Origin of the sequence: Mycobacterium sp. 236(2023) (genome assembly GCF_029623955.1) — a bacterium.
Lineage (GTDB): Bacteria > Actinomycetota > Actinomycetes > Mycobacteriales > Mycobacteriaceae > Mycobacterium.
The window spans coordinates 90,436-110,455 of sequence record NZ_JARSBP010000011.1; the positions used below are offsets into that span (position 1 = coordinate 90,436).

10 protein-coding genes are annotated in these 20,020 nt (G+C 68.0%); 8 read left to right on the top strand and 2 right to left on the bottom strand.

Annotated elements, in window-relative coordinates:
• Positions 1-25 precede the first annotated feature (25 nt).
• Positions 26-388: a thioredoxin gene (gene trxA, locus P9A17_RS30705; protein ID WP_278042576.1), complete on the top strand. Its 363-nt coding sequence runs from the start codon at positions 26-28 to the stop codon at positions 386-388.
• 9 nt (positions 389-397) lie between these two features.
• Positions 398-1,240, top strand: a complete 843-nt coding sequence (locus P9A17_RS30710; protein ID WP_278042577.1) for an enoyl-CoA hydratase — start codon at positions 398-400, stop codon at positions 1,238-1,240.
• Here the strand turns inward: P9A17_RS30710 and P9A17_RS30715 are convergent.
• Positions 1,212-3,794 carry an alpha/beta fold hydrolase gene (locus P9A17_RS30715; protein ID WP_278042578.1) on the bottom strand — a complete coding sequence of 861 codons (2,583 nt, stop codon included), beginning with the start codon at positions 3,792-3,794 and terminating at the stop codon, positions 1,212-1,214. The genes P9A17_RS30710 and P9A17_RS30715 overlap by 29 nt on opposite strands.
• Positions 3,795-4,238: 444 nt before the next feature.
• On the opposite strand from P9A17_RS30715, the gene pks2 reads away from it, so the two are divergent.
• From pks2 to P9A17_RS30735, 4 genes are read left to right on the top strand one after another with little or no spacing between them, the layout of a single operon-like run.
• Positions 4,239-10,451, top strand: a complete 6,213-nt coding sequence (pks2, locus tag P9A17_RS30720; RefSeq protein WP_278042579.1) for a sulfolipid-1 biosynthesis phthioceranic/hydroxyphthioceranic acid synthase — start codon at positions 4,239-4,241, stop codon at positions 10,449-10,451.
• Positions 10,451-11,893: a condensation domain-containing protein gene (locus P9A17_RS30725; protein WP_278042580.1), complete on the top strand. Its 1,443-nt coding sequence runs from the start codon at positions 10,451-10,453 to the stop codon at positions 11,891-11,893. Before pks2 ends, P9A17_RS30725 begins: the two co-directional genes overlap by 1 nt.
• 1 nt (position 11,894) lies before the next feature.
• Positions 11,895-13,235, top strand: coding sequence for a hypothetical protein (locus tag P9A17_RS30730; protein WP_278042581.1), 1,341 nt, complete (start codon positions 11,895-11,897; stop codon positions 13,233-13,235).
• Between the two features lies 1 nt (position 13,236).
• The gene (locus P9A17_RS30735) at positions 13,237-14,559 is read left to right on the top strand and encodes a hypothetical protein (RefSeq protein WP_278042582.1); all 1,323 of its coding nucleotides are present in this window, start codon (positions 13,237-13,239) and stop codon (positions 14,557-14,559) included.
• Here P9A17_RS30735 and P9A17_RS30740 read toward each other — a convergent pair.
• Positions 14,540-15,805, bottom strand: coding sequence for a glycosyltransferase (locus P9A17_RS30740; protein ID WP_278042583.1), 1,266 nt, complete (start codon positions 15,803-15,805; stop codon positions 14,540-14,542). The genes P9A17_RS30735 and P9A17_RS30740 overlap by 20 nt on opposite strands.
• 25 nt (positions 15,806-15,830) lie before the next feature.
• Between P9A17_RS30740 and P9A17_RS30745 the strand changes: the two genes are divergently transcribed.
• Positions 15,831-18,953: an RND family transporter gene (locus P9A17_RS30745; protein WP_278042584.1), complete on the top strand. Its 3,123-nt coding sequence runs from the start codon at positions 15,831-15,833 to the stop codon at positions 18,951-18,953.
• A gap of 79 nt (positions 18,954-19,032) precedes the next feature.
• The gene (locus P9A17_RS30750; protein WP_278042585.1) at positions 19,033-19,944 is read left to right on the top strand and encodes a DUF222 domain-containing protein; all 912 of its coding nucleotides are present in this window, start codon (positions 19,033-19,035) and stop codon (positions 19,942-19,944) included.
• Positions 19,945-20,020: the final 76 nt, after the last annotated feature.

Consider the following 20,020-nt stretch of genomic DNA (forward strand, 5'->3'; position numbering starts at 1 on the left):
CGACCGACGAAGCGTTGAGGTACACGTGGCTACCCAAGACATCACCGCCGAACAGTTCAACGACACCATCAACGACAACGACATCGTTCTGGTGGATTTCTGGGCGTCGTGGTGCGGTCCGTGTCGTGCGTTCGCGCCGACCTTCTCGGCGTCGTCGGAGAAGCATCCCGACGTGTTCTACGCGAAGGTCGACACCGAGGCCGAGCAGCAGCTCGCCGCCGCGGCCGACATCCGCTCCATCCCGACGCTGATGGCGTTCAAGAAGGGCAAGCTGGTGTTCAACCAGGCGGGTGCGCTGCCGCCGGCGGCCTTGGAAGACCTCATCCAGCAGGTCAAGGATTTCGACGTCGACGCGGCCATCGCGTCGCAGGAGGACGGTCAGTCCTGACCGGCTAACGTGCATCCCGTGACCGAAGCCACGGGATTTGTGCTCGTCGACCGCCCTCGTCCGCATGTCGCACTCGTGACGTTGAACCGTCCCGAGCGGATGAACTCGATGGCGTTCGACGTCATGGTGCCGCTGAAGGCAGCTCTCGACGAGCTCACCTACGACAACGAGGTACGCGCCGTCGTGCTGACCGGCGCCGGCAGCGGGTTCTCGTCCGGGGCCGATCACAAATCGGCGGGCTCGGTGCCTCACGTCGCCGGTCTGACCCGGCCGACGTTCGGGCTGCGGTCGATGGAGGTCCTCGACGACGTCATCCTCGCGTTCCGCAAGATGCATCAGCCGGTCATTGCCGCGGTCAACGGTGCGGCCATCGGCGGCGGCCTCTGTTTGGCGCTGGCCGCCGACATCCGTGTCGCCTCGACGGAGGCCTACTTCCGTGCGGCGGGGATCAACAACGGCCTGACTGCCAGTGAGTTGGGGCTGAGCTACCTGCTGCCGCGGGCGATCGGCTCGTCGCGCGCGTTCGAGATCATGCTCACCGGGCGTGATGTCGACGCGGCCGAAGCCGAGCGCATCGGGTTGGTGTCGCGGTGCGTGCCGCCCGAGGAACTACTGGACGCGAGCTACGCCATCGCCGAACGCATCGCCGCGTTCTCGCGCCCCGGCACCGAATTGACCAAGCGCACACTGTGGAGCGGCCTGGACGCGGGCTCGCTGGAGGCGCACATGCAGGCCGAAGGCCTCGGCCAGCTCTACATCCGGCTGCTGACAAGCAATTTCGAGGAAGCTGTCGCGGCGAGGAAGGACAAGCGGGCGCCGGTCTTCACCGACGACATGCGCGAGACCCCATGATCGACTCGACCACCGTGTCGATGTGAGGTGCCCGCACCATCGAGTGGTGGTCGCAGTCGAGCACCTGTGACTGCACGTCGCCGGTCAGGATCCGGGGCCATAACCGCGGGTCGTCGGTGTTCAGATGGCTCAGTATCAACAACGTGCGTCCGCTCCACTGCCGAGGCCGGTGGCGGTAGCCGGCGATCATCCCGACTTCCTCCACGGCACGGGTCTTCCGGTCGTAATCGGACGAGAACAGGCCGGCCAGCGGAACCGTCTTCTGCCGTTCCCACCACGTCCTGAACCCGTTCGCGTCGTCGGTCTGCAGCGTGACGGTGGCACCCGGGACGTCGCGCGCCACCCGCGGGGACAGCCACGGGTCCAGCATCACAACCAGTTCCACCGTCTCGCCCTCGGCTTCGAGTTGGCGGGCCGTCTCCAGCGCGATGTGAGCTCCGAGCGAATGGCCGATCACGGTGTAGGGGCCCTGCGGCTGGATGCGGCGCAGATCGGCCTTGTGCCGTTGCACCGCACGCGAGATGGACCAGTCGGGGAACGCGCCCTTGTTCAGCCCGCTGGGCTCGAACGCGTACACCGCGGTGTCGGGACCGACCCGCTGCGCGAGCGGGACGAAGCACAGCGCCGATGCGCCGGCCCCGGTGAAACAGAACAGTGGCGCGCCGACCGTGTCGGCCGACGTCGGGCGCAACGTGACCGTGGTCGGGTTGAAGTCGGCTGCCGTCGGCCGTCCGCTCCCGAGCCGTCGGGCGAACTCGGCGACGGTGGGGGAGCCGGCGAGATCGGACGGCTGCAGCGCGACCCCGTGCGACGCCCGCAGTTCGACGAGCATCTGAGCCACCGACAGCGAATCACCGCCGAGCGCGTAGAAGCTGTCGTCGCGGCCTACCGATTCGACGCGGAGCACGTCGGCCCACAGCTTGGCTACCGCGGATTCATCTGCACCGCAGGGTGATTGGAAAGGAATGCGGCGGGGCTGCGGCAGGGCCATCCGGTCGACCTTGCCGCGGTCGTTGCGGGGCAGCGCGGTCAGGATCTCGATGTGGGCGGGCACCATCCACGGGGGTAGGTCCCGGTGCAGTCGGATACGCAGTTCGGCGACCGACGGTGTGCGCGACGTCGCACTCGGGGCGACGTACGCGGCGAGGTCGGGTGCGGCGACCGCGTTCTGTGCAGCGATGACGGCGACTTCGCGGACATCGTCGTAGGAGGCCAGCGTCGCTTCGATCTCGGCCGGCTCCACGAGATAGCCGCGGATCTTGACGGTGTTGTCAGCGCGGCCGGAGAACACCAGGTTTCCGTGGTCGTCCCAACGTCCGACGTCGCCGCCGGAGTACGTCGTGGTGGCGTCGCCGTTGTCGGTGAACGTCGCGGTCGACGCCGAGCTGTCGAGGTATCCGCGTCCGAGATAGCGGGACGTGATCGACACGGTCCCGGCCCCGCTGATCTCGATCCTCTTGTGCGGGGCGGGAATTCCGACGGGGACGATGCCTCGCGGCAAGGGTGCCGCCGGCGGGATGTCGTGGCTGGCGATGGCCAGGGTCTCCGTCGATCCGACCCAGTTGGTGACGATCGCGTTCGGGGCGATCTGCCTGGCGAGCTTCACGTGCCGTGCCTGGATCGGTTCGCCGGTGGTGACGATGCGCTCGACATGCGGTGCTGTCGCGCCCCCAGCCGCGTGGTGGAGCGCATCGACGAACGACGGCGTGCACGTGATGACCTGTGCACGCGAGGTGCGGATGTGGTCGAACGCCTCCACGGCGGTGAACTCGCGTGGATCGACACCGATGATCTCGGCGCCTCCGATCAGTGAACCGAGGAGGACGTTGAGGCCGCCGGCGAAGCTGATCGGCATACACAACGCGACGGTGCGACCGTCTGCGAGTCCGAACCGGTCGTTGAGCAGTTGCGCGTCGGCGAGCCAGAGACCGTTGGTGTGCAGCACCGCTTTCGGCGTGCCGGTCGAACCCGACGTGAACTGGATGCTGGTGACGTCATCGGCGGTGGCGCCCAGGCACAGCTCGGGAAGGTCGGCGAGTGCGACCGCAGCGGTACGTGGAATGTCCGGCGGCACGTCCATCGGCGTGGCCTGGTAGCCGTGTTCGGTGAGGATGGCGGCGATCTTCTCGATGCGGTTGACGGGCATCTCCGCGTCGAGAGGCACGACGGTCGTGCCGCGTGCGAACAGGCCGAGGATCGCCGCGACCGTCGCGGGGGTGAGCGAGCCGGCGACGAGAGCCGCGCAAGGGAACGTGCTGCGTGGTGTGGTGGCCCCTCGGGCGGCGTCGTGCGCTGCGGCGAGCAGTTCGCCGTAGGTGACGGAACGGGCAGGGAAGCGCAGCGCCACCCGATCGGCGCGGCTGCGTGCGGTCGCCTCGAAGTGGGCCGCCACGGAAGCGTGTTCGAGGGGGCGCTCGGCAGGAACGGTCGCGGAGGTCGCGACCCCCGGCACACCGACGTCCGGGTGGTCTTCGGGGCGGCGCCGCGTCCGGGCGGCGACCACGGCGAGGGTTCCGGCGGTGACCAGGAGGCCGGCGATCGTGATCCGGCGCATGGGGACGTCCTATCGCGAGTGACCTGGGGACTACGGTCGGCACCACCGCCGACCGGAACGCACCTTAGCGTAGGTTAACCTAACTCCGACAATCAGCGGGGCGAAAGGTAGCCCCCACAGAAGTGCCGGGACCGGTTAATGTGCTGCGTCGCAGGCGCTTGACGATGGGGCCAGTCGGGGGCCTGATTTGCTGACCGTCCGCCGGCGGATCGCGAACCGACGGTGTTAGGCGAATGTCGCCGAGTCGGACGCGTCGTGCGGATTCGCCGTAACTCGTTGTCGCGCAATTTTATTCAAGAATCCCGTGTGGTGCGCACCGTGATGGGCGGACCACTCGCATGTTCGCTTAGCCTGTGCTAACTTTCCTCGAATTGACTTTGCCGTAGGTTCGCGATGCCGTAAGGGCGAGGCCTGAACCAGCGCGTGGAAGAGGTAGGGAACTTCGTGGTCGAGAGGTCTTTGACCCCCATCGCCGTGATCGGGATGGGGTGCCGACTACCTGGCGGTATCGAGTCGCCGCAGCGACTGTGGGAATCATTGCTCCGCGGGGCGGACCTGGTCACCGAGGTTCCCGTCGACCGCTGGGACGCCGACGAGTACTACGACCCCGAACCCGGTGTGCCCGGACGATCGGTCTCCAAATGGGGCGGATTCCTCGACGACGTCGCCGGCTTCGATGCCGAGTTCTTCGGCATCTCCGAGCGCGAAGCCACCGCGATCGACCCGCAGCACCGCCTGCTGCTCGAATCGTCGTGGGAAGCGATCGAACATGCGGGCATCGACCCCGCGACGCTCGCGGGCACCCGAACCGGCGTCTTCGTCGGGATGACACACAACGACTACCAACTGGTCACCGCCGACGCGGACGCGATCGCCGGTCCCTACGGCTTCACCGGAAGCAACTACGGGCTGGCCTCCGGCCGCATCGCCTTCCACCTGGGCGCGCACGGCCCGGCGTGCACCGTCGATTCCGCATGCTCCTCGGGACTTCTCGCGGTGCACATGGCCTGCCGGAGCCTGCACGACGGCGAGAGCTCGCTCGCGCTGGCCGGCGGCGTCAACATCCTGCTCGAACCGCGCAAGCTGTCCTCCGGTTCGGCGCAGGGCATGTTGTCGGCCACCGGCCGCTGCCGCGCTTTCGACGCCGACGCCGACGGATTCGTCTCGGGCGAAGCCGCCGTGATGCTGCTGTTCAAGCGACTGCCCGACGCGCTGCGCGACGGTGACCGGGTGCTGGGCGTCGTGCGGGGAACGGCGACCAACCAGGACGGCCGCACCGTCAACATCGCCACCCCGTCGCAGACCGCGCAGACCGCGGTCTACCGCACGGCTCTCGACGCGGCGGGGATCGACCCCGCCACAGTCGGCTATGTCGAGGCGCACGGCACGGGGACTTCCGTCGGCGACCCCATCGAGTACGCCAGCCTCGCCGACGTCTACGGCACCGAGGCGCCCTGTGCGCTCGGCTCCGCGAAAACCAACTTCGGCCATTCGCAGTCCGCGTCGGGCGTCGTCGGTCTCATGAAGGCGGTGCTGGCGCTCGGCCACGGCGAGGTGCCGCCGAACCTGCACTTCCGCAAGCTGTCCGACGAGACCGCGCAGATCGACACCGCTCTATTCGTCCCGCAGGAGGTGACGTCGTGGCCGCAGGCGGGCGATCACCCCAGGCGGGCGGCGGTGTCTTCCTACGGGCTGTCCGGCACCAACGTCCACATCGTGCTCGAACAGGCGCCGGCGCAGGCGATTTCCGAACAAGATGTTGCGACGGCCGCGGGCCCGTGGCTCGTTCCCCTGTCGGCGACATCGCCAGAAGCGCTGTGCAGCACGGCTTCTCAGCTCGCCGACTGGGTCGACGCTCAGAGCGGCCTCGATGTGCGCGACCTCGCCTACACGCTGGGCCGTCGACGCGCGCACCGCACCGTCCGCACGGCTGTGCTCGCCGGCACGACAGAGGAACTCGTGACCGCCCTGCGCGGCATCGCCTCCGGTGACACGGCGCCCCAGGCGACGGCGCCGGGCTCCGATCGTGGCCCGGTCTGGGTCTTCTCCGGCCAGGGTTCCCAGTGGGCGTCGATGGGTGAAGCGCTCATCGCCTCCGAACCTGTTTTCGCCGCCGCGCTCGCCGAGATCGAACCGCTGATCGCCGCGGAGTCCGGTTTCTCGGTGACCGAGGCGCTGTCGGCGGCCGAGGCGGTCGCCGGTATCGATCGCGTCCAGCCCACGGTGTTCGCGTTGCAGGTGGCGCTCGCGCGCACGTTGGCCGCCTACGGGGTTCGCCCCGCTGCGGTGATCGGGCATTCCATGGGGGAGGTGGCCGCCGCGGTGATCTCCGGAGCCCACACCCTCGAAGACGGCGTCAAGGTCATCTGCCGGCGGTCTCGGCTGATGCAGAGAATCGCCGACGGGGACGAAACCGGCGGCGCCATGGCTTCGGTCGAACTGCCTGCCCAGCAGGTGCTTTCAGAGCTCGCAGCCCGCGGCGCCGGCGACGTCGTGCTCTCGGTCATCGCGTCACCGCAGTCGGCGGTGATCGGCGGCGCGCGGTCGACGATCACCACCCTCGTCGGTGAATGGGAAGCACGCGGGATCATGGCCAGGGAGGTGGCCGTCGAAGTCGCGTCGCATTCCCCGCAGGTCGATCCGATTCTCGACGAACTCACCGATGCGCTCGAAGATCTGGAGCCCGCCGAGCCGTTGCTCCCGTATTACTCTGCGACGCTTTACGATCCGCGAGAGCCGGCCGACTACGACGCCTACTACTGGGCCGACAACCTGCGTCATGCGGTGCGCTTCGCCGCAGCGGTGCAGGCCGCGCTCGAGGATGGGCATCGCGTCTTCGCCGAACTGTCCCCCCACCCGCTGCTGATCCACGCCGTCGACCAGAACGCCAAGAGCCTGGACGTGACGGCGGTCGCGTTGGCGACGATGCGTCGCGGACAGGAACTGCCGCACGGCCTGCGCGAGGTGCTCGCCGACCTCTACGGTGCCGGCGCCGCGATCGACTTCTCGGCGCTCTACCCACACGGACGATTGGTCGACGCTCCGTTGCCGGTGTGGACACACCGGCAGCTGATGCTGGACCGAGAAACCCCGCGGCAGGTCGTCGGGGCGATCACCGCCGCGCACCCACTGCTCGGAGCGCACGTCCGGATCGCCGAGGATCCCGAGCACCACGCCTGGCAGGCCGATGTCGGCACCGACAGCCATCCGTGGCTGGCCGATCACCAGATCCATCACGTCGCGGCGTATCCCGCGGCTGCGTTCTGCGAGATGGCCGTCGCGGCGGCCCGTGCGGTGCTCGGCGAGGCAGCCGAGGTCCGCGATGTCAGCTTCGAGGCCGCGCTGTTGCTCGACGGGGCCACCACGATTGCGTCCTCGGCGGTTCGCAATGCGCCCTCCGCCGCGCAGTTCACGGTCCACACCCTCATTGAGGGAGAGCGCGTGCGCCACGCGGCCGCGACGCTCGCGCAGGCCGGCGACGTGTTCCAGCCGGCGCCGCTCGACATCCCGGCGCTGCTGACAGCCCACCCGCACACGATCGACGGGCCCGCGTTGCGCACCTGGTTCGACGAGCGCGGAGTCCAGTACGGTCCCGCCTTCGCGGGGCTGGACGCCGTCCACACGAGCAACGAGGGAACCTCGGTGCTCGCCGAGGTCGCGTTGCCCGGCTCGTTGCGGTCCCAGCAGGGCGCCTACGGCATCCAGCCGGCACTGCTGGACGCCTGCTTCCAGGCCGTCGGCGCCCACCCCAACCTTCAGGCCGACTCGACCGGAATCCTGATGCTGCCCCTGGGTGTTCGCCAGGTGCGGTTGTGGGGATCGGCGCGTTCCGCGCGCTATTGCCACATCGCTGTCACCACCGTGACCACGTCGGGAGTCGAGGCGAACCTCGACATCCTCGACGAGTCCGGCGTCGTCCTGATGTCGCTGACCGGGCTGCAGTTGGGCACCGGGAGGTCGGCATCGGCTCGGCAGGAGCGGACCTTCAACGACCGGCTGCTCGGCATCGACTGGCATCGCGAGGAACTGCCCGACGTACACGGTGCGGGGGACGGCCGCTGGCTCGTGATCAGCACGTCGCGGTCGACCGACGAGAGGTCCGGTGACCTGGCGTCGGCGCTGCGTGGTCGTGGTGCCGACGTGAGCATCGCGACATGGCCGGTGGAAGACATTGCGCACCAGGCGATCACCGGTGTCGTCGCCGTCGTCTCCGGCCACGGCGCCGAGGCGGTGTCCCGTCTGGTCGACGTCGGGCGCTGCGTCGCCGACATCGCCGGTGCCCCGCCCCGGATGTATGCGCTCACCTCGAACGCGCAGTCCGTCACCCCCGACGACGAGGTGAACCTCGACCAGGCCGGTGTGCGCGGGCTGATGCGGGTGCTCGGCGTCGAACACCCCGGTCTGCGGGCCACCCAGATCGATGTCGACGATCACACCGAGATCGACCTCATCGCAGCACAATTGATGACCGGCTCGGACGAAGACGAGACCGCCTGGCGCGACGGCGGCTGGTATGTGGCGAGGCTCAACCCCAGTCCGGTGCGTCCCGACGACCGCTACGTCACCACCGTCAAGCACGACTCCGACGGAATGCGCCTGCGCATCCGCAAACCCGGCGACCTGCAGTCGCTCGAGCTCGTCGCCGTCGACCGCACCGCACCCGGCCCGGGCCAGATCGAGGTGAGCGTGTCGGCGTCGAACCTGAACTTCGCCGACGTGCTCGTCGCCTACGGTCGATACCCGAGCTTCGAAGGCAGAATGCCCGAGCTCGGAGGCGACTTCGCCGGTGTCGTCACGCGGGTGGGACCCGGCGTCACCACGCATCAGATGGGCGACCGCGTTGCGGGGATCACCGCCGACGGCGCGTGGGCCACCTTCGTCAATTGCGACGCGGACCTGGCCGTCACGCTGCCCGCCGGCCTGACCGAGGACCGCGCCGCCGCCGTCCCGAGCGCCCATGCCACCGCGTGGTACAGCCTCCACGACCTGGCCAGGATCTCGTCGGCCGACAAGGTTCTCATCCACTCGGCGACCGGCGGTGTGGGACAGGCCGCCATCGCCATCGCGCGGGCGGCGGGCGCCCAGATCTTCGCCACGGCGGGAAGTGCGGAGCGTCGAGAGCTTCTGCGCAGCATGGGAATCGACCATGTCTACGATTCGCGATCCGTCGAGTTCGCCGACCAGATCCGCCGCGACACCGACGGATACGGAGTCGACATCGTGCTCAACTCGCTTCCGGGTGCCGCGCAGCAGGCAGGCCTGGAGCTGCTGTCGTTCGGCGGCCGCTTTGTCGAGCTGGGTAAACGGGACATCTACGGCGACAACAAGATCGGGCTCTACGCGTTCCGTCGCAACCTGTCTTTCTTCGCTGTGGACCTGGCTCTGCTGACGCTGACGAGACCCGACGTGGTGCGGCGGGTCCTCGCGACGGTGTTCGACAAGATCGCAGCGGGCGATCTGCCTCTCCCGGAGACGACCCACTACCCGTTGACCGACGCGGCGACGGCGATCAGGGCGATGGGGGCGGCCGAACACACCGGCAAGCTCGTCGTCGACGTGCCCCGCGAAGGCGACAGTCGCGTGGTGGTGCCCCCGCAGCAGGCCGTGGCCTTCCGCAACGACGGTGCCTACATCATCAGCGGCGGCATGGGCGGGCTCGGCCTGTACATCGCCGAAAAGCTCGCCGACCTGGGCTGCGGCCGCATCGTGCTGACCGGGCGGTCAGCGCCCGGTGCCGAGGCGCTCGCCGCCATCGACCGGATCCGGCGCAGCGGCGCCGAGGTGGAGGTCTGCCTGGGTGACATCAGCGACGCCGACGCGGCGGAACGTGCTGTCGCCGTGGCCACGTCGAGCGGGCGGCCGGTGCGCGGCGTGCTGCACGCGGCGGCCGTCGTCGAAGACGCCGCCCTGGCCAACATCACCGACAACCTGATCTCGCGATGCTGGGCGCCGAAGGTCACCGGGGCGTGGAATCTGCACGACGCCACGGTGGGTCAACCGCTGGACTGGTTCTGCATGTTCTCGTCGGCGGCGGCGATGGTGGGCTCACCCGGTCAAGGCGCCTATGCGGCGGCCAACAGCTGGCTCGACGCGTTCGCCCACTGGCGCCGAGCGCACGGACTGCCCGCCAACACGATCGCGTGGGGCGCCTGGGCCGAGATCGGCAGGGGACAAGCCGTCGCGCAGAACGCCGCAATGGCCATCGCGCCCCGTGACGGCGCGTTCGCTCTCGAATCCCTGCTGAGGCTCAACCGCGGCTACACCGGTTACGCCCCGATCGCGGGTGTTCCGTGGCTCACCGAATTCGCACAGCACAGCAAGTTCGCCGAAGCGTTCCGCTCGCTCGGCGACACCCGATCGCAGGGCAGCGCCTTCCTGCTCGAACTGCGCACGTTGGCGCCCGAGGAGTGGGGCGGACGGCTGCGGCGCCTCATCGTCGACCAGATCGGCGTCATCCTGCGCCGCACCGTCGACCCGGACCGTCCGATCGCCGAGTACGGCCTGGATTCCCTTGGCGTACTGGAGGTCCGGACCAGGATCGAGGCCGAGACGGGTGTGCGGGTCGCGACGACAGACATCACCACTGTGCGTGCCCTCGCCGAGAACCTGGCATCGGTGCTCACCGAAGAACTGCTCGTGGACGGGGGTGCGCACTGATGGTGGCGTTGAGGTCGATTCATGACTGGGTGGGCGAACCGGGCCGCGTGGTGTCCTGGCATCCATCGCCCGCGTCGAGCGCCAAGATGCGTGACGCGCCGGTCAGCCATGTTCCGGTGAGTTACCAACAGCAACAGCACATCCGGACGTTCCGCAGGCGGCAGGCCGCCGGCGCCGGGATGGCGCGACTGAACACCCCCACATGGGACATGCCCGGCCAGTGCGATCAGCGGGCGATGTCGCACGTCCTGAACGCCTACCTGCGACGCCACGACACCTACCACAGCAGGTTCGAGCTGACCGCCGACGACGAGGTCGTCCGCCACACGCTGAAGAGTCCGCGAGATCTGAAGTTCGTGCCGAACGACCACGGCGACATGACTGCGGCGCAATGGCGTTCACACGTCCTGAACACCCCGGACCCGCTGCAGTGGGACTGCTTCACTTTCGGGATCATCCAGCGCAGGGACCACTTCACGTTCTACATCAGCGTCGACCACGTGCACACGGACGCGTTGTTCATGTGCGTGGTGCTCGTCGAGATCCACATGATGTACCTCACGCTCGTCAACGGCGGGGCGCCGATCGCGCTGCAGGAACCCGGCAGTTACGACGACTTCTGCGTCAAGCAGCGCCGTTACACGGCCGCGCTGACCCTGGAGTCGCCCGAGGTCAAGGACTGGATCGCCTTCGCCGAGCGCAATGACGGTGCCCTGCCGCAGTTCCCGCTGCCGCTGGGTGACCCGTCGGTCCCGTGCGGCGGCGACATGATCGTGACGCAACTGCTCGATGCCAAGCAGAGCAGGCGTTTCGACGCGGTCTGCACCACCGAAGGAGTCCGGTTCAGCGGGGGAGTGCTCGCCTGCGCCGCGCTGGCCGATCACGAGTTCACCGGGGCCCCCGTCTTTTACGGCATCACCCCGACGACGACGCGCAGCACCCCTGCCGAGTTCATGACCACAGGTTGGTTCACCGGCCTGGTGCCGTTCACAGTGCCGGTGGGCGCAGGCTCTTTCGGCGCCACCGCACGCAGCGCCCAGGCGTCCTTCGACGCCGGTATCGATCTCGCGCATGTGCCGTTCGACCGGGTACTCGAACTGGCCGACGGCCGATTCGGCCTGCGCGGCGCGGGGCCCGGCGTCCAGATGGTGTCCTACCTCGACGCAGGTCTGCCCCCGCTGTCGCCGGCGATCATCGCGGAGTGGGAGCGGCTGAACGGAAAGGTGTACTGCGACAGCAGGTCCGCCGACCAGGTCGGAATGTGGGTGAACCGGACGGAGCGGGAGACGGTCATCACCGTCGCGTTCCCCGACAACCCCGTCGCCCGTGAATCGGTGCAGCGCTACCTCAACGTCCTCAAACAGATCTACGCCCGGATCGCCGCCGAAGCGGAGAACACCCGGCCCGCCGGCCATTCGCGGGCGCTGTCCGTGAGGACCTGACGTGGCGGTGCTCGACTACGTCGATCAGGCCATGTATCTGGGTCTGCGGGCCACCGGCCAGGCCGCGGCGATGCAATGCATATGGCTCTACGAGCATCCGATCGACCTCGACGCGGTGCGGCGTTTTCACCGCGACTTCGGCAACGGACTGTGGGGCCGCTGCATCGAGCGGTCTGCCGTGCCGTTCGGCCGCCACCGGTGGGTCGGATCGGTCCGGCCTCCCGCCGATGTGGACATCGAGGCGCAGCCGAGGCCGCGTGCCGATCTCGGGGACTGGCTCGACGAAAGGGCGGTCGTGCCGGTCGATCCGGAGTGGGGGCCCAGCTGGCATCTCGGGGTACTGCCGATGACAGACGGTTCGACCGCCGTGTGCCTGACCATGTCGCACTGCATCAGCGACGGTGGCGGAGCCGTCGCGACGATCCTCGACGCCATCGCCGGTGAAGTCCGTGACTTCGGGTACCCGCCGCCGCGTTCGCGCTCGCGCCGTCGCGCTGTCGTCGAGGACCTGCGTCAGAGCAGAAGTGACTTCGGTGAGGTGAAACGCACTCTGGCCGCCGCCGGGCGCATCGCGCGCCGGCGCTTGAGGGACCGGCAGCCGGGGTCGGGACCGAAGAACCGGGACGCCGGAAAAGCATTCGACGACACCCGCCATGTCGCGGTGCCGTCGCTGTCGGTCTTCGTCGATCTCGCCGACTGGGATGCGCGCGCAGAAGCGCTCGGAGGCAACACCTATTCGCTGCTCGCCGGCTTCTGCGCTCGGTTGGCCGCCGCGATGGACCGTCGCGCCGCGGACGGGAAAGTGCCGCTGATCATTCCGATCAACGACCGCACCGACGCCGAGGACACCCGGGCCAATGCCGTGCAATTGGCCAGCGTGCGCATCGATCCCGCCGTGGTGTGCCGCGATCTCTCCGGTGCGCGTGCCGAGATCAGGCGAACGCTCACGACTCTGGGCGAGGTGCCCGAGGACGCCGAACAGCTGCTGCCACTGATTCCGTTCATGCCGAGGAAGGCGGTCAGGCGCGGCGCCGAGATGGCGTTCAGCTTCGGCGAGCATCCCGTGTCCTGTTCCAACATGGGTGACGTGTCGGCCGACATCGCCCGGCTCGACGGCAGTGACGCCGAGTACGTGCTGATGCGCGGTGTCGATCAGCACGTCACGCGTCGGGTACTCGAGCAGCGGCACGGCCTGCTCACGATCGTGAGCGCGCGTGTCGGCGGCCGGATCTCGCTCGCCGTTGTCGGCTACGCGGCAGGAGTTCCGAACACGAGGGCCGGGCTGCAGGAGCGTGTCGAGCGCACGCTGTCCGATTTCGAACTCACCGGCGTGGTCGTCTGACATGCGTGCCGACCGGCTCTCCTACATCGACCAGGCCACCCACCTGTCCCTGCGTGCGACGGGGCAGGGTCAGGTGGTGCAGCTCGCCTGGGTGTACGAGCACCCGTTGGACCACATCGGGCTCAAGCGGTTCCACGAGAACTTCGGTTATGGACTGGCGGGCAGGCGGATCGAGCGTTCGCCGCTTCCGTTCGGCCGGCACCGGTGGATCTCATCGACCGGGCCCGCGTGCGACATCGATATCGCCGACGAGCGGCCACCGTCGGCGTTGAGCGACTGGCTCGACGAACGGTCACAGGTGCCGGTGGATCCCGAGGTGGGCCCGGGCTGGCACCTCGGCGTGCTGCCGATGGCCGACGGCACATCGGCCGTGACGCTCGTCGCATCGCACTGTCTGACCGACGGCCTCGGCCTGGCGCAGACGCTGGTCGAAGCGATCACCGGGTCCGTGCGCCATTTCGGCTACCAGCCGGCACACGCGCGCACGCGCCGGCAGGCCATCTCCGAGGACGCGCGTGAGGCGCTACGCGGGCTGAAACTGGCGGGCCGCGCCGTCGTGGCTGCGGTCCGGCTGGCGCGCAAGCGAACCGGAGAGAACCCGTCGCCGAGAACGTCCCGGAGGGCTTCGGTGGGCTCTTCGGAAGAAATCGTCGTGGTGCCCACCGTCTCCGTGGTGGTCGCGCTCGACGAGTGGGATCGCGGAGCCGAAAAGCTCGGGGGTAACAGTCATTCGCTGTTCGCCGGTTTCTCCGCCGGGCTCGCCCGCCGCATGGAACGCTGCCGGGCGGACGGCTCGGTGGACCTCGTGTTCGCACTGTCCGACCGGACGCTCGATGACACCAGGGCCAACGCGCTGCGGTTCGCCGGCGTCAACGTCGACCCGGTGGGTGCGGCGGCCAGCCTGACGGAGGCGCGCGCCGCGATCCGTGACGCCGTCGCCACATTGCGTACGAACCCCGACGAGACGTTCGCGTTGCAGCCGTTGACGCCCTTCGTCCCGAAGCGGGCGGTCAGGGGGATGGGCGCGACGGTGTTCGGCCCCCTCCCGGTGTCCTGCTCCAGCGTGGGCGAACTGCCCGAGATCGGTTTCCAGATCGACGGGACCGTCGCCGAACACGGCTACCTTCGGGCGGTGGACCAGAACGTCCGCCGGTCGGAGATCGAGCGGGGTGGGCAGCTGGTGCTCGTGGCGGGCCGGTGCGGCGGCAACATGGTCATCGGTGTCACGGCCTACCAACCGGGTGCGACCAACACGAAGCCCCGCCTGCGTGAACTGGCCGCCACCGTTCTGGCCGAGTTCGGCATCACCGGCGAGGTGCTTTGACCGGGATTCGACCTTTCACCGCCGAAGCTTCGAGGAGATCAGCTGCGGCGGAAACACTCTGCTCGGGCGTCGCCATGCGTGCGGCCAGCTCGCGGGCGCGTTGCGCTGCCGCCGGCATCAGCACCCTACGAAGCCCGGCGCGCAGTGAATCGGCAGTCACCGACGTGAAGCGCTGCGAGGTGCCCACCCCCAGCCGCTTGACGCATGCCGCCCAGACCGGCTGTTCGGCGCCGATCCACAGCACGAAAGTCGGTGCGCCCGCGCGTAATCCGGCTGCGGTGGTGCCTGCGCCACCGTGGTGGACGACGGCACCGCACCGTGGGAACACCTCCGCATGATTCACCGCAGGCACCACCCTGACATGCTCGGCGGGCGCTGTCTCGTCGAGATCCCAGACGCCCGAGCAGATCAGCGCGCGCTCACCCAGCTCCGCGCACACCGCCGAGATCATCTGCACCGCAGCGGCCGGCGATTCGACGGGCATGCTGCCGAAGCCAAAATAGATCGGTGCGGAACCGGCGTCGATCCAGGCCGACGTTTCTGCGTCGGTGCCGGTGTTGAGCCTCAACGTCATCGCGCCGGTGAGGGGCCTCTGCCCGGCCCATTGGTCGGCGAGACCGGGGAAGAGCTGCGGGTCGTAGGCCTGGATTTCGAGGGCGCCGTCGTCGATCATGCGGCGGATCGCCCGTACCCGGGACTTCGGCAGACCGAGTTCGTGACGCTGGGCATCCTCGGCGGGGCGGATCACTCGCCAGTGTCCGGATTCGACCGCCGGCCAGATTGCGCGGACCACTGGCGCCGGCAGTGGGACCGGCAGGACATGGGTGTTGGCGCGGAACGGGAAATAGTGCAGGGCGGCGAGCGGAATGCCCTGGTGTTCGGCGACATTGGCGGCCAGCTCCTGATAGGTGGTGCCCGTCAGGATCAGGTCCGCGTCGTCAGACAGGGCGACAAGTGTTCGGCTCATCTCCGTCCAGCCGTCCGTCATGTAGTCGCGGACGTCGCGCAGCGCCGTGAGGGGATGCCGGATCCGGAACGGCTCACGGAAGACATCCGCCTCCAGCTGCTGCTGCGAATCGACCCCGTAAGCGACCGAGGGGCCGAGCCCGACGCCATCGACGAACGACACGAGGTTGGGCGGCACCGCCATTCGCACCTCGTGACCGCGGCGGAGCAACTCGAGGGAGACGGCGGCTGCGGGCTCGACGTCGCCCCGGGTCCCGTGGACGGCCACCGCGAACCTCACGTGTCGTCCTTCCCTGGAGTCCGAAGTGCCTGAGCACGGGGGCCTTCCGGCGCTGGGCCGGGCGATCGTCCGCCACCCCGTCGTCGTGATCGTAGCCTGGGTTGCCGTCGCGATACTGTTGTTCCTCACGGTGCCACCGTTGGGCCTTGTCGCACAGAAGAACCCGCCGCCGTTCCTGCCGGAGGACTCGCCGGTCTTCATCGCGAGCCAGAAGATGGAGACGGCGTTCGGGGAAGCCGGGTCCGGCAACGTCGCCGTCGTCATCCTCAGCAACGAGAACGGGCTGACGCCTGCCGACGAAGCCGTCTACCGCACCGTCGTCGACGATCTGAAGGCCGACACTGCCAACGTCGAGTCCGTTCAGGATTTCATCGCGACCCCTGAACTGCGGCAGGTGATGTCGAGCGAGGACGGCAAAGCGTGGAATCTCCCGGTCAGCATGACCGGATCGATGGGTGCGCCGTCGGGTCAGGAGGCCTACCGCCAGGTCGCCACACTGGTCAAAGACGCCACGGCGAACACCACGCTCACGGCGAACCTCGTCGGTGCGGCGGCCACGTTCGAGGACATCAACGCGATCGGCGCGCGAGACCAGATCATCATCGAGATCTCGACGGTGATCACGGTCCTGCTGATCCTCATCGTCGTGTACCGGAATCTGGTGGCGATGATCATCCCGTTGCTCACCATCGGGGTCTCCCTGGTGATCGCGCAGCAGATCGTGGCGGCCCTCGGCGAGCTCGGTCTCGGCCTAGGCCCGCAGACCATGGTGCTGATGACGGGCATGATGATGGGCGCCGGAATCGACTACGCCGTCTTTCTTTTCAGCCGATATCAGGAGCTCGTAAGATCGGGCTTGAAGTCGGATGACGCACTCGTGGAGGCGCTGCGATCCATCGGCGAAGTGATCGCCGGGTCGGCGGGAACCGTGGCGCTGACGTTCCTCGCTCTGTCCTTTGCGACCCTCGGAGTCTTCTCGACCATCGGACCGGCGCTGGCGATCACGATCGCGATCGGCTTCCTGGCGTCGATCACGCTGCTGCCCGCGTTCATCGTGCTGGCCGGCCGGCGCGGGTGGATCAAGCCACGCAAACAGGAACTCACTCGCCAATTCTGGCGCCGCTCCGGCATCAACATCGTGCGCAAGCCCGTCGCACACCTGATGGCGAGCCTGCTGCTGCTCGGCGGGCTGGCCTCGTGTGTGGTGTTCATGAACTACAACTTCGACGACCGCCAGTCCCTGCCCGACGACGCCCAGAGCAACCTCGGATACGAGGCGATGAACCGGCATTTCCCGATCAGCACGACGCTGCAGCAGTTCATCCTGGTTCATTCGCCGGACCAGGATCTGCGCACGCCGAAGGCGCTGGCTGACATGGAGCAGATGGCCGGCCGCATCGCGCAGGTGCCGGACATCGACATGGTCCGTGGGATCACCCGTCCGTCGGGGGAGACGCTCGAGCAGGCCCGCGCGACGTATCAGGCGGGTGAGGTCGGAGGGAAACTGCGCGAGGCGTCGACGCTCATCAACGACAATGACGGTAACCTGCACACGCTCAGTGACGGCGCAGGCCAGCTCGCCGACGTTCTCAACGAGATCCGCAACGGCGTGGTGGGTGCGCTGGGCAGTGTGCGTGGGCTGGCCGGGGCGCTCGACGACATGTCGACCCGATTCGGCGGCACGAAGACGCTTGAGGAGATCGACAAGACGGCCAGCCTGGTCGGCAACATGCGCTCTCTCGGTGATGCGCTGAGCGAGAACGTCACCCGTGTCAAAGACCTCTATGCCTGGGCCACGCCCGTCGTCAACGGCCTCAACACCAGCCTGACATGCAACCTGGACGCAGCCTGCGTGAAGGCCCGCGCAGAGCTGCAGCGCCTGGCGGCTGCGCGCGATGACATCGCGCTCGACCGGATGGCCGAGCTGGCCCGCCAACTGCAGACCACCGACGGTACGGACTCGGTGTCGGAGGCGCTGCGCGGCATCGGTGAAAACCTCACTGCGGCAACGCAAGCTGCCCGCGATCTCGGCATCGCGGAACCGGGCGGGGTGCAGAAGCAACTGGACACCATGCTCGAAGGTGCGAACACCCTTGCAGACTCGAGCCGTCAGCTCGCCGAGGGCGTCCAGCTGCTCGTCGACCAGACCCGGCAGCTGGGCGGCGGGCTGAACCAGGCGTCGTCCTTCCTGCTCGCGATGCGTACCGACGCGGCGGAACCACCGATGTCCGGGTTCTACATTCCGCCTGAGGTCCTGACGCAGCAGGAGTTCGAGAAGGCGGCCAAGCTGTTCGTGTCAGAGGACGGCCGCACCGTGCGGTATCTGGTGCAGACCGCGCTGAATCCGTTCGGCCGTGACGCGATGGATCAGGTGTCCGACATCATCGCCGCTGCTGAAAGTGCGCGCCCGAATACGGCTTTGGCCAACGCCGAGATCTCGATGGTCGGCTTCTCCGCGGTGAACGCGGATGTTCGGCAGTACTATTCCGCCGACAGTCGCTTCATCATGATCTCCACGCTTGTCGTCGTGTTCGTCATTCTGGCGCTGCTGCTCCGGGCGATCGTCGCGCCGCTGTACCTGGTGGCCACGGTGATCCTGTCGTACGGTTCGGCGCTCGGCATCGGCGTGATCCTGTTCCAGTTCATCCTCGGTGAGGAATTGCATTGGAGTGTGCCGGGATTGGCGTTCCTGGTCCTGGTGGCCGTCGGTGCCGACTACAACCTGCTGCTGATTTCGCGGATCAGGGACGAGGCGGGTAAGGGCGTGCGTACCGGCGTCATCCGGACAGTCGGCGCGACGGGCGGCGTGATCACGTCGGCAGGGCTGATCTTCGCGGCGTCCATGCTGGCGCTGACCGTGAGCAGCATCAGCACGATCGTGCAGATGGGCTTCGTCATCGGGGTCGGGTTACTGCTGGACACGTTCGTGGTGCGGACTGTGACGGTACCTGCGGCGTGCGTGCTGATCGGCGATGCGAACTGGTGGCCGTCGAAGGGGCCGCGGGCGGTGCGGAAAGCTCGCGCGGTGCGCCCACCGGAGCAACCGGTCCGACGTGACGACAACGACGATGACGACTGGGCGGACTGCGATTTCACGACAGCGATACAGGCGGCCGGCCGGGTCTCCCACGCCTGGGATCGCAGCTAATTATTCACAAAGCCGAATCCATCCCCAGGTCGACAGAACGGCATGGCGGCCAGGTACGCGGCCAGTTAGATTCGAAAGTGTGTTCGATGAAATTCTGACGGCTGTGGCGAGGGCCCGCACCTCTGATGAGGGGCTCCGTGCCTGTGCGCGGCTGGAGAACGCCGCCTGCGCGGCTCGGCTCGGACACATGGCGGACATGCTCGAGGCTGCCTACGCGCAGTCCGGGTCGGCGCAGCGTGAGCAGTGGCGCTTCGACAACTGGTCTTCGGTGTGCGCGCGGATCGGCGCGGCCCACGAGGTGACCAGTGGCGCGGCCAGCGGGCTGCTGACCGACGCGGTAGCCCTGCGAGAACGCCTGCCACAGGTCGCGAAGGTGTTCGCGCAAGGTCTTATCTCCTACAAATTGGTGCATACCATCTGCTCGCGCACGATGCTGGTGAAGGATCCCGGCGCGCTTGAAACGGTTGACGCGGAGTTGGCCGAACTGCTGCTCACGTGGGGTGCCAAATCGCGGGAGAAGTCTGAGCAGGACATTGACGCTCTGGTGTTGGAGCACGACCCGTACGCTGTGCGACGCACGGAATCTGCTTGCCGCGGCACGCATGTCGATGTGACCACGGACTCGGCCAACGGCGTGGCTTACGTGACTGCGACGGTGCCGGCCCCCGACGGTGAGGCGATCGACAAGCGGGCCGATGCGTTGGCGCACACGGTGTGTGGCCGGGATCCGAGGACGATCGATCAACGCCGCGGGTCTGCTTTATCTGCCATGGCGTTCGGCTGGGATCGACTGCCGTGCCTCTGCGAATCGGAGAACTGCGATGCAGCCACCAAGCCCGCCGGAGGTGGCGTGGTAGTCCACGTCGTCGCGCGCCAGGATGTCGTCGATGCGCGCGAGTCCTGCGATCCCGTCGACGCGGGCGGTCCGGCAGCCAACGGCACCGATGAGAGCTTGTCAAGATTTCTGTGTATGTGGCGGGTTTACAGGTAGGGGTTGATGCGGTCGGGGTAGTTGAGGGCGAGGGCTCCGAGTGCTTGTTTCCAGCCGTTGGTGCGGGCTCCTTCGA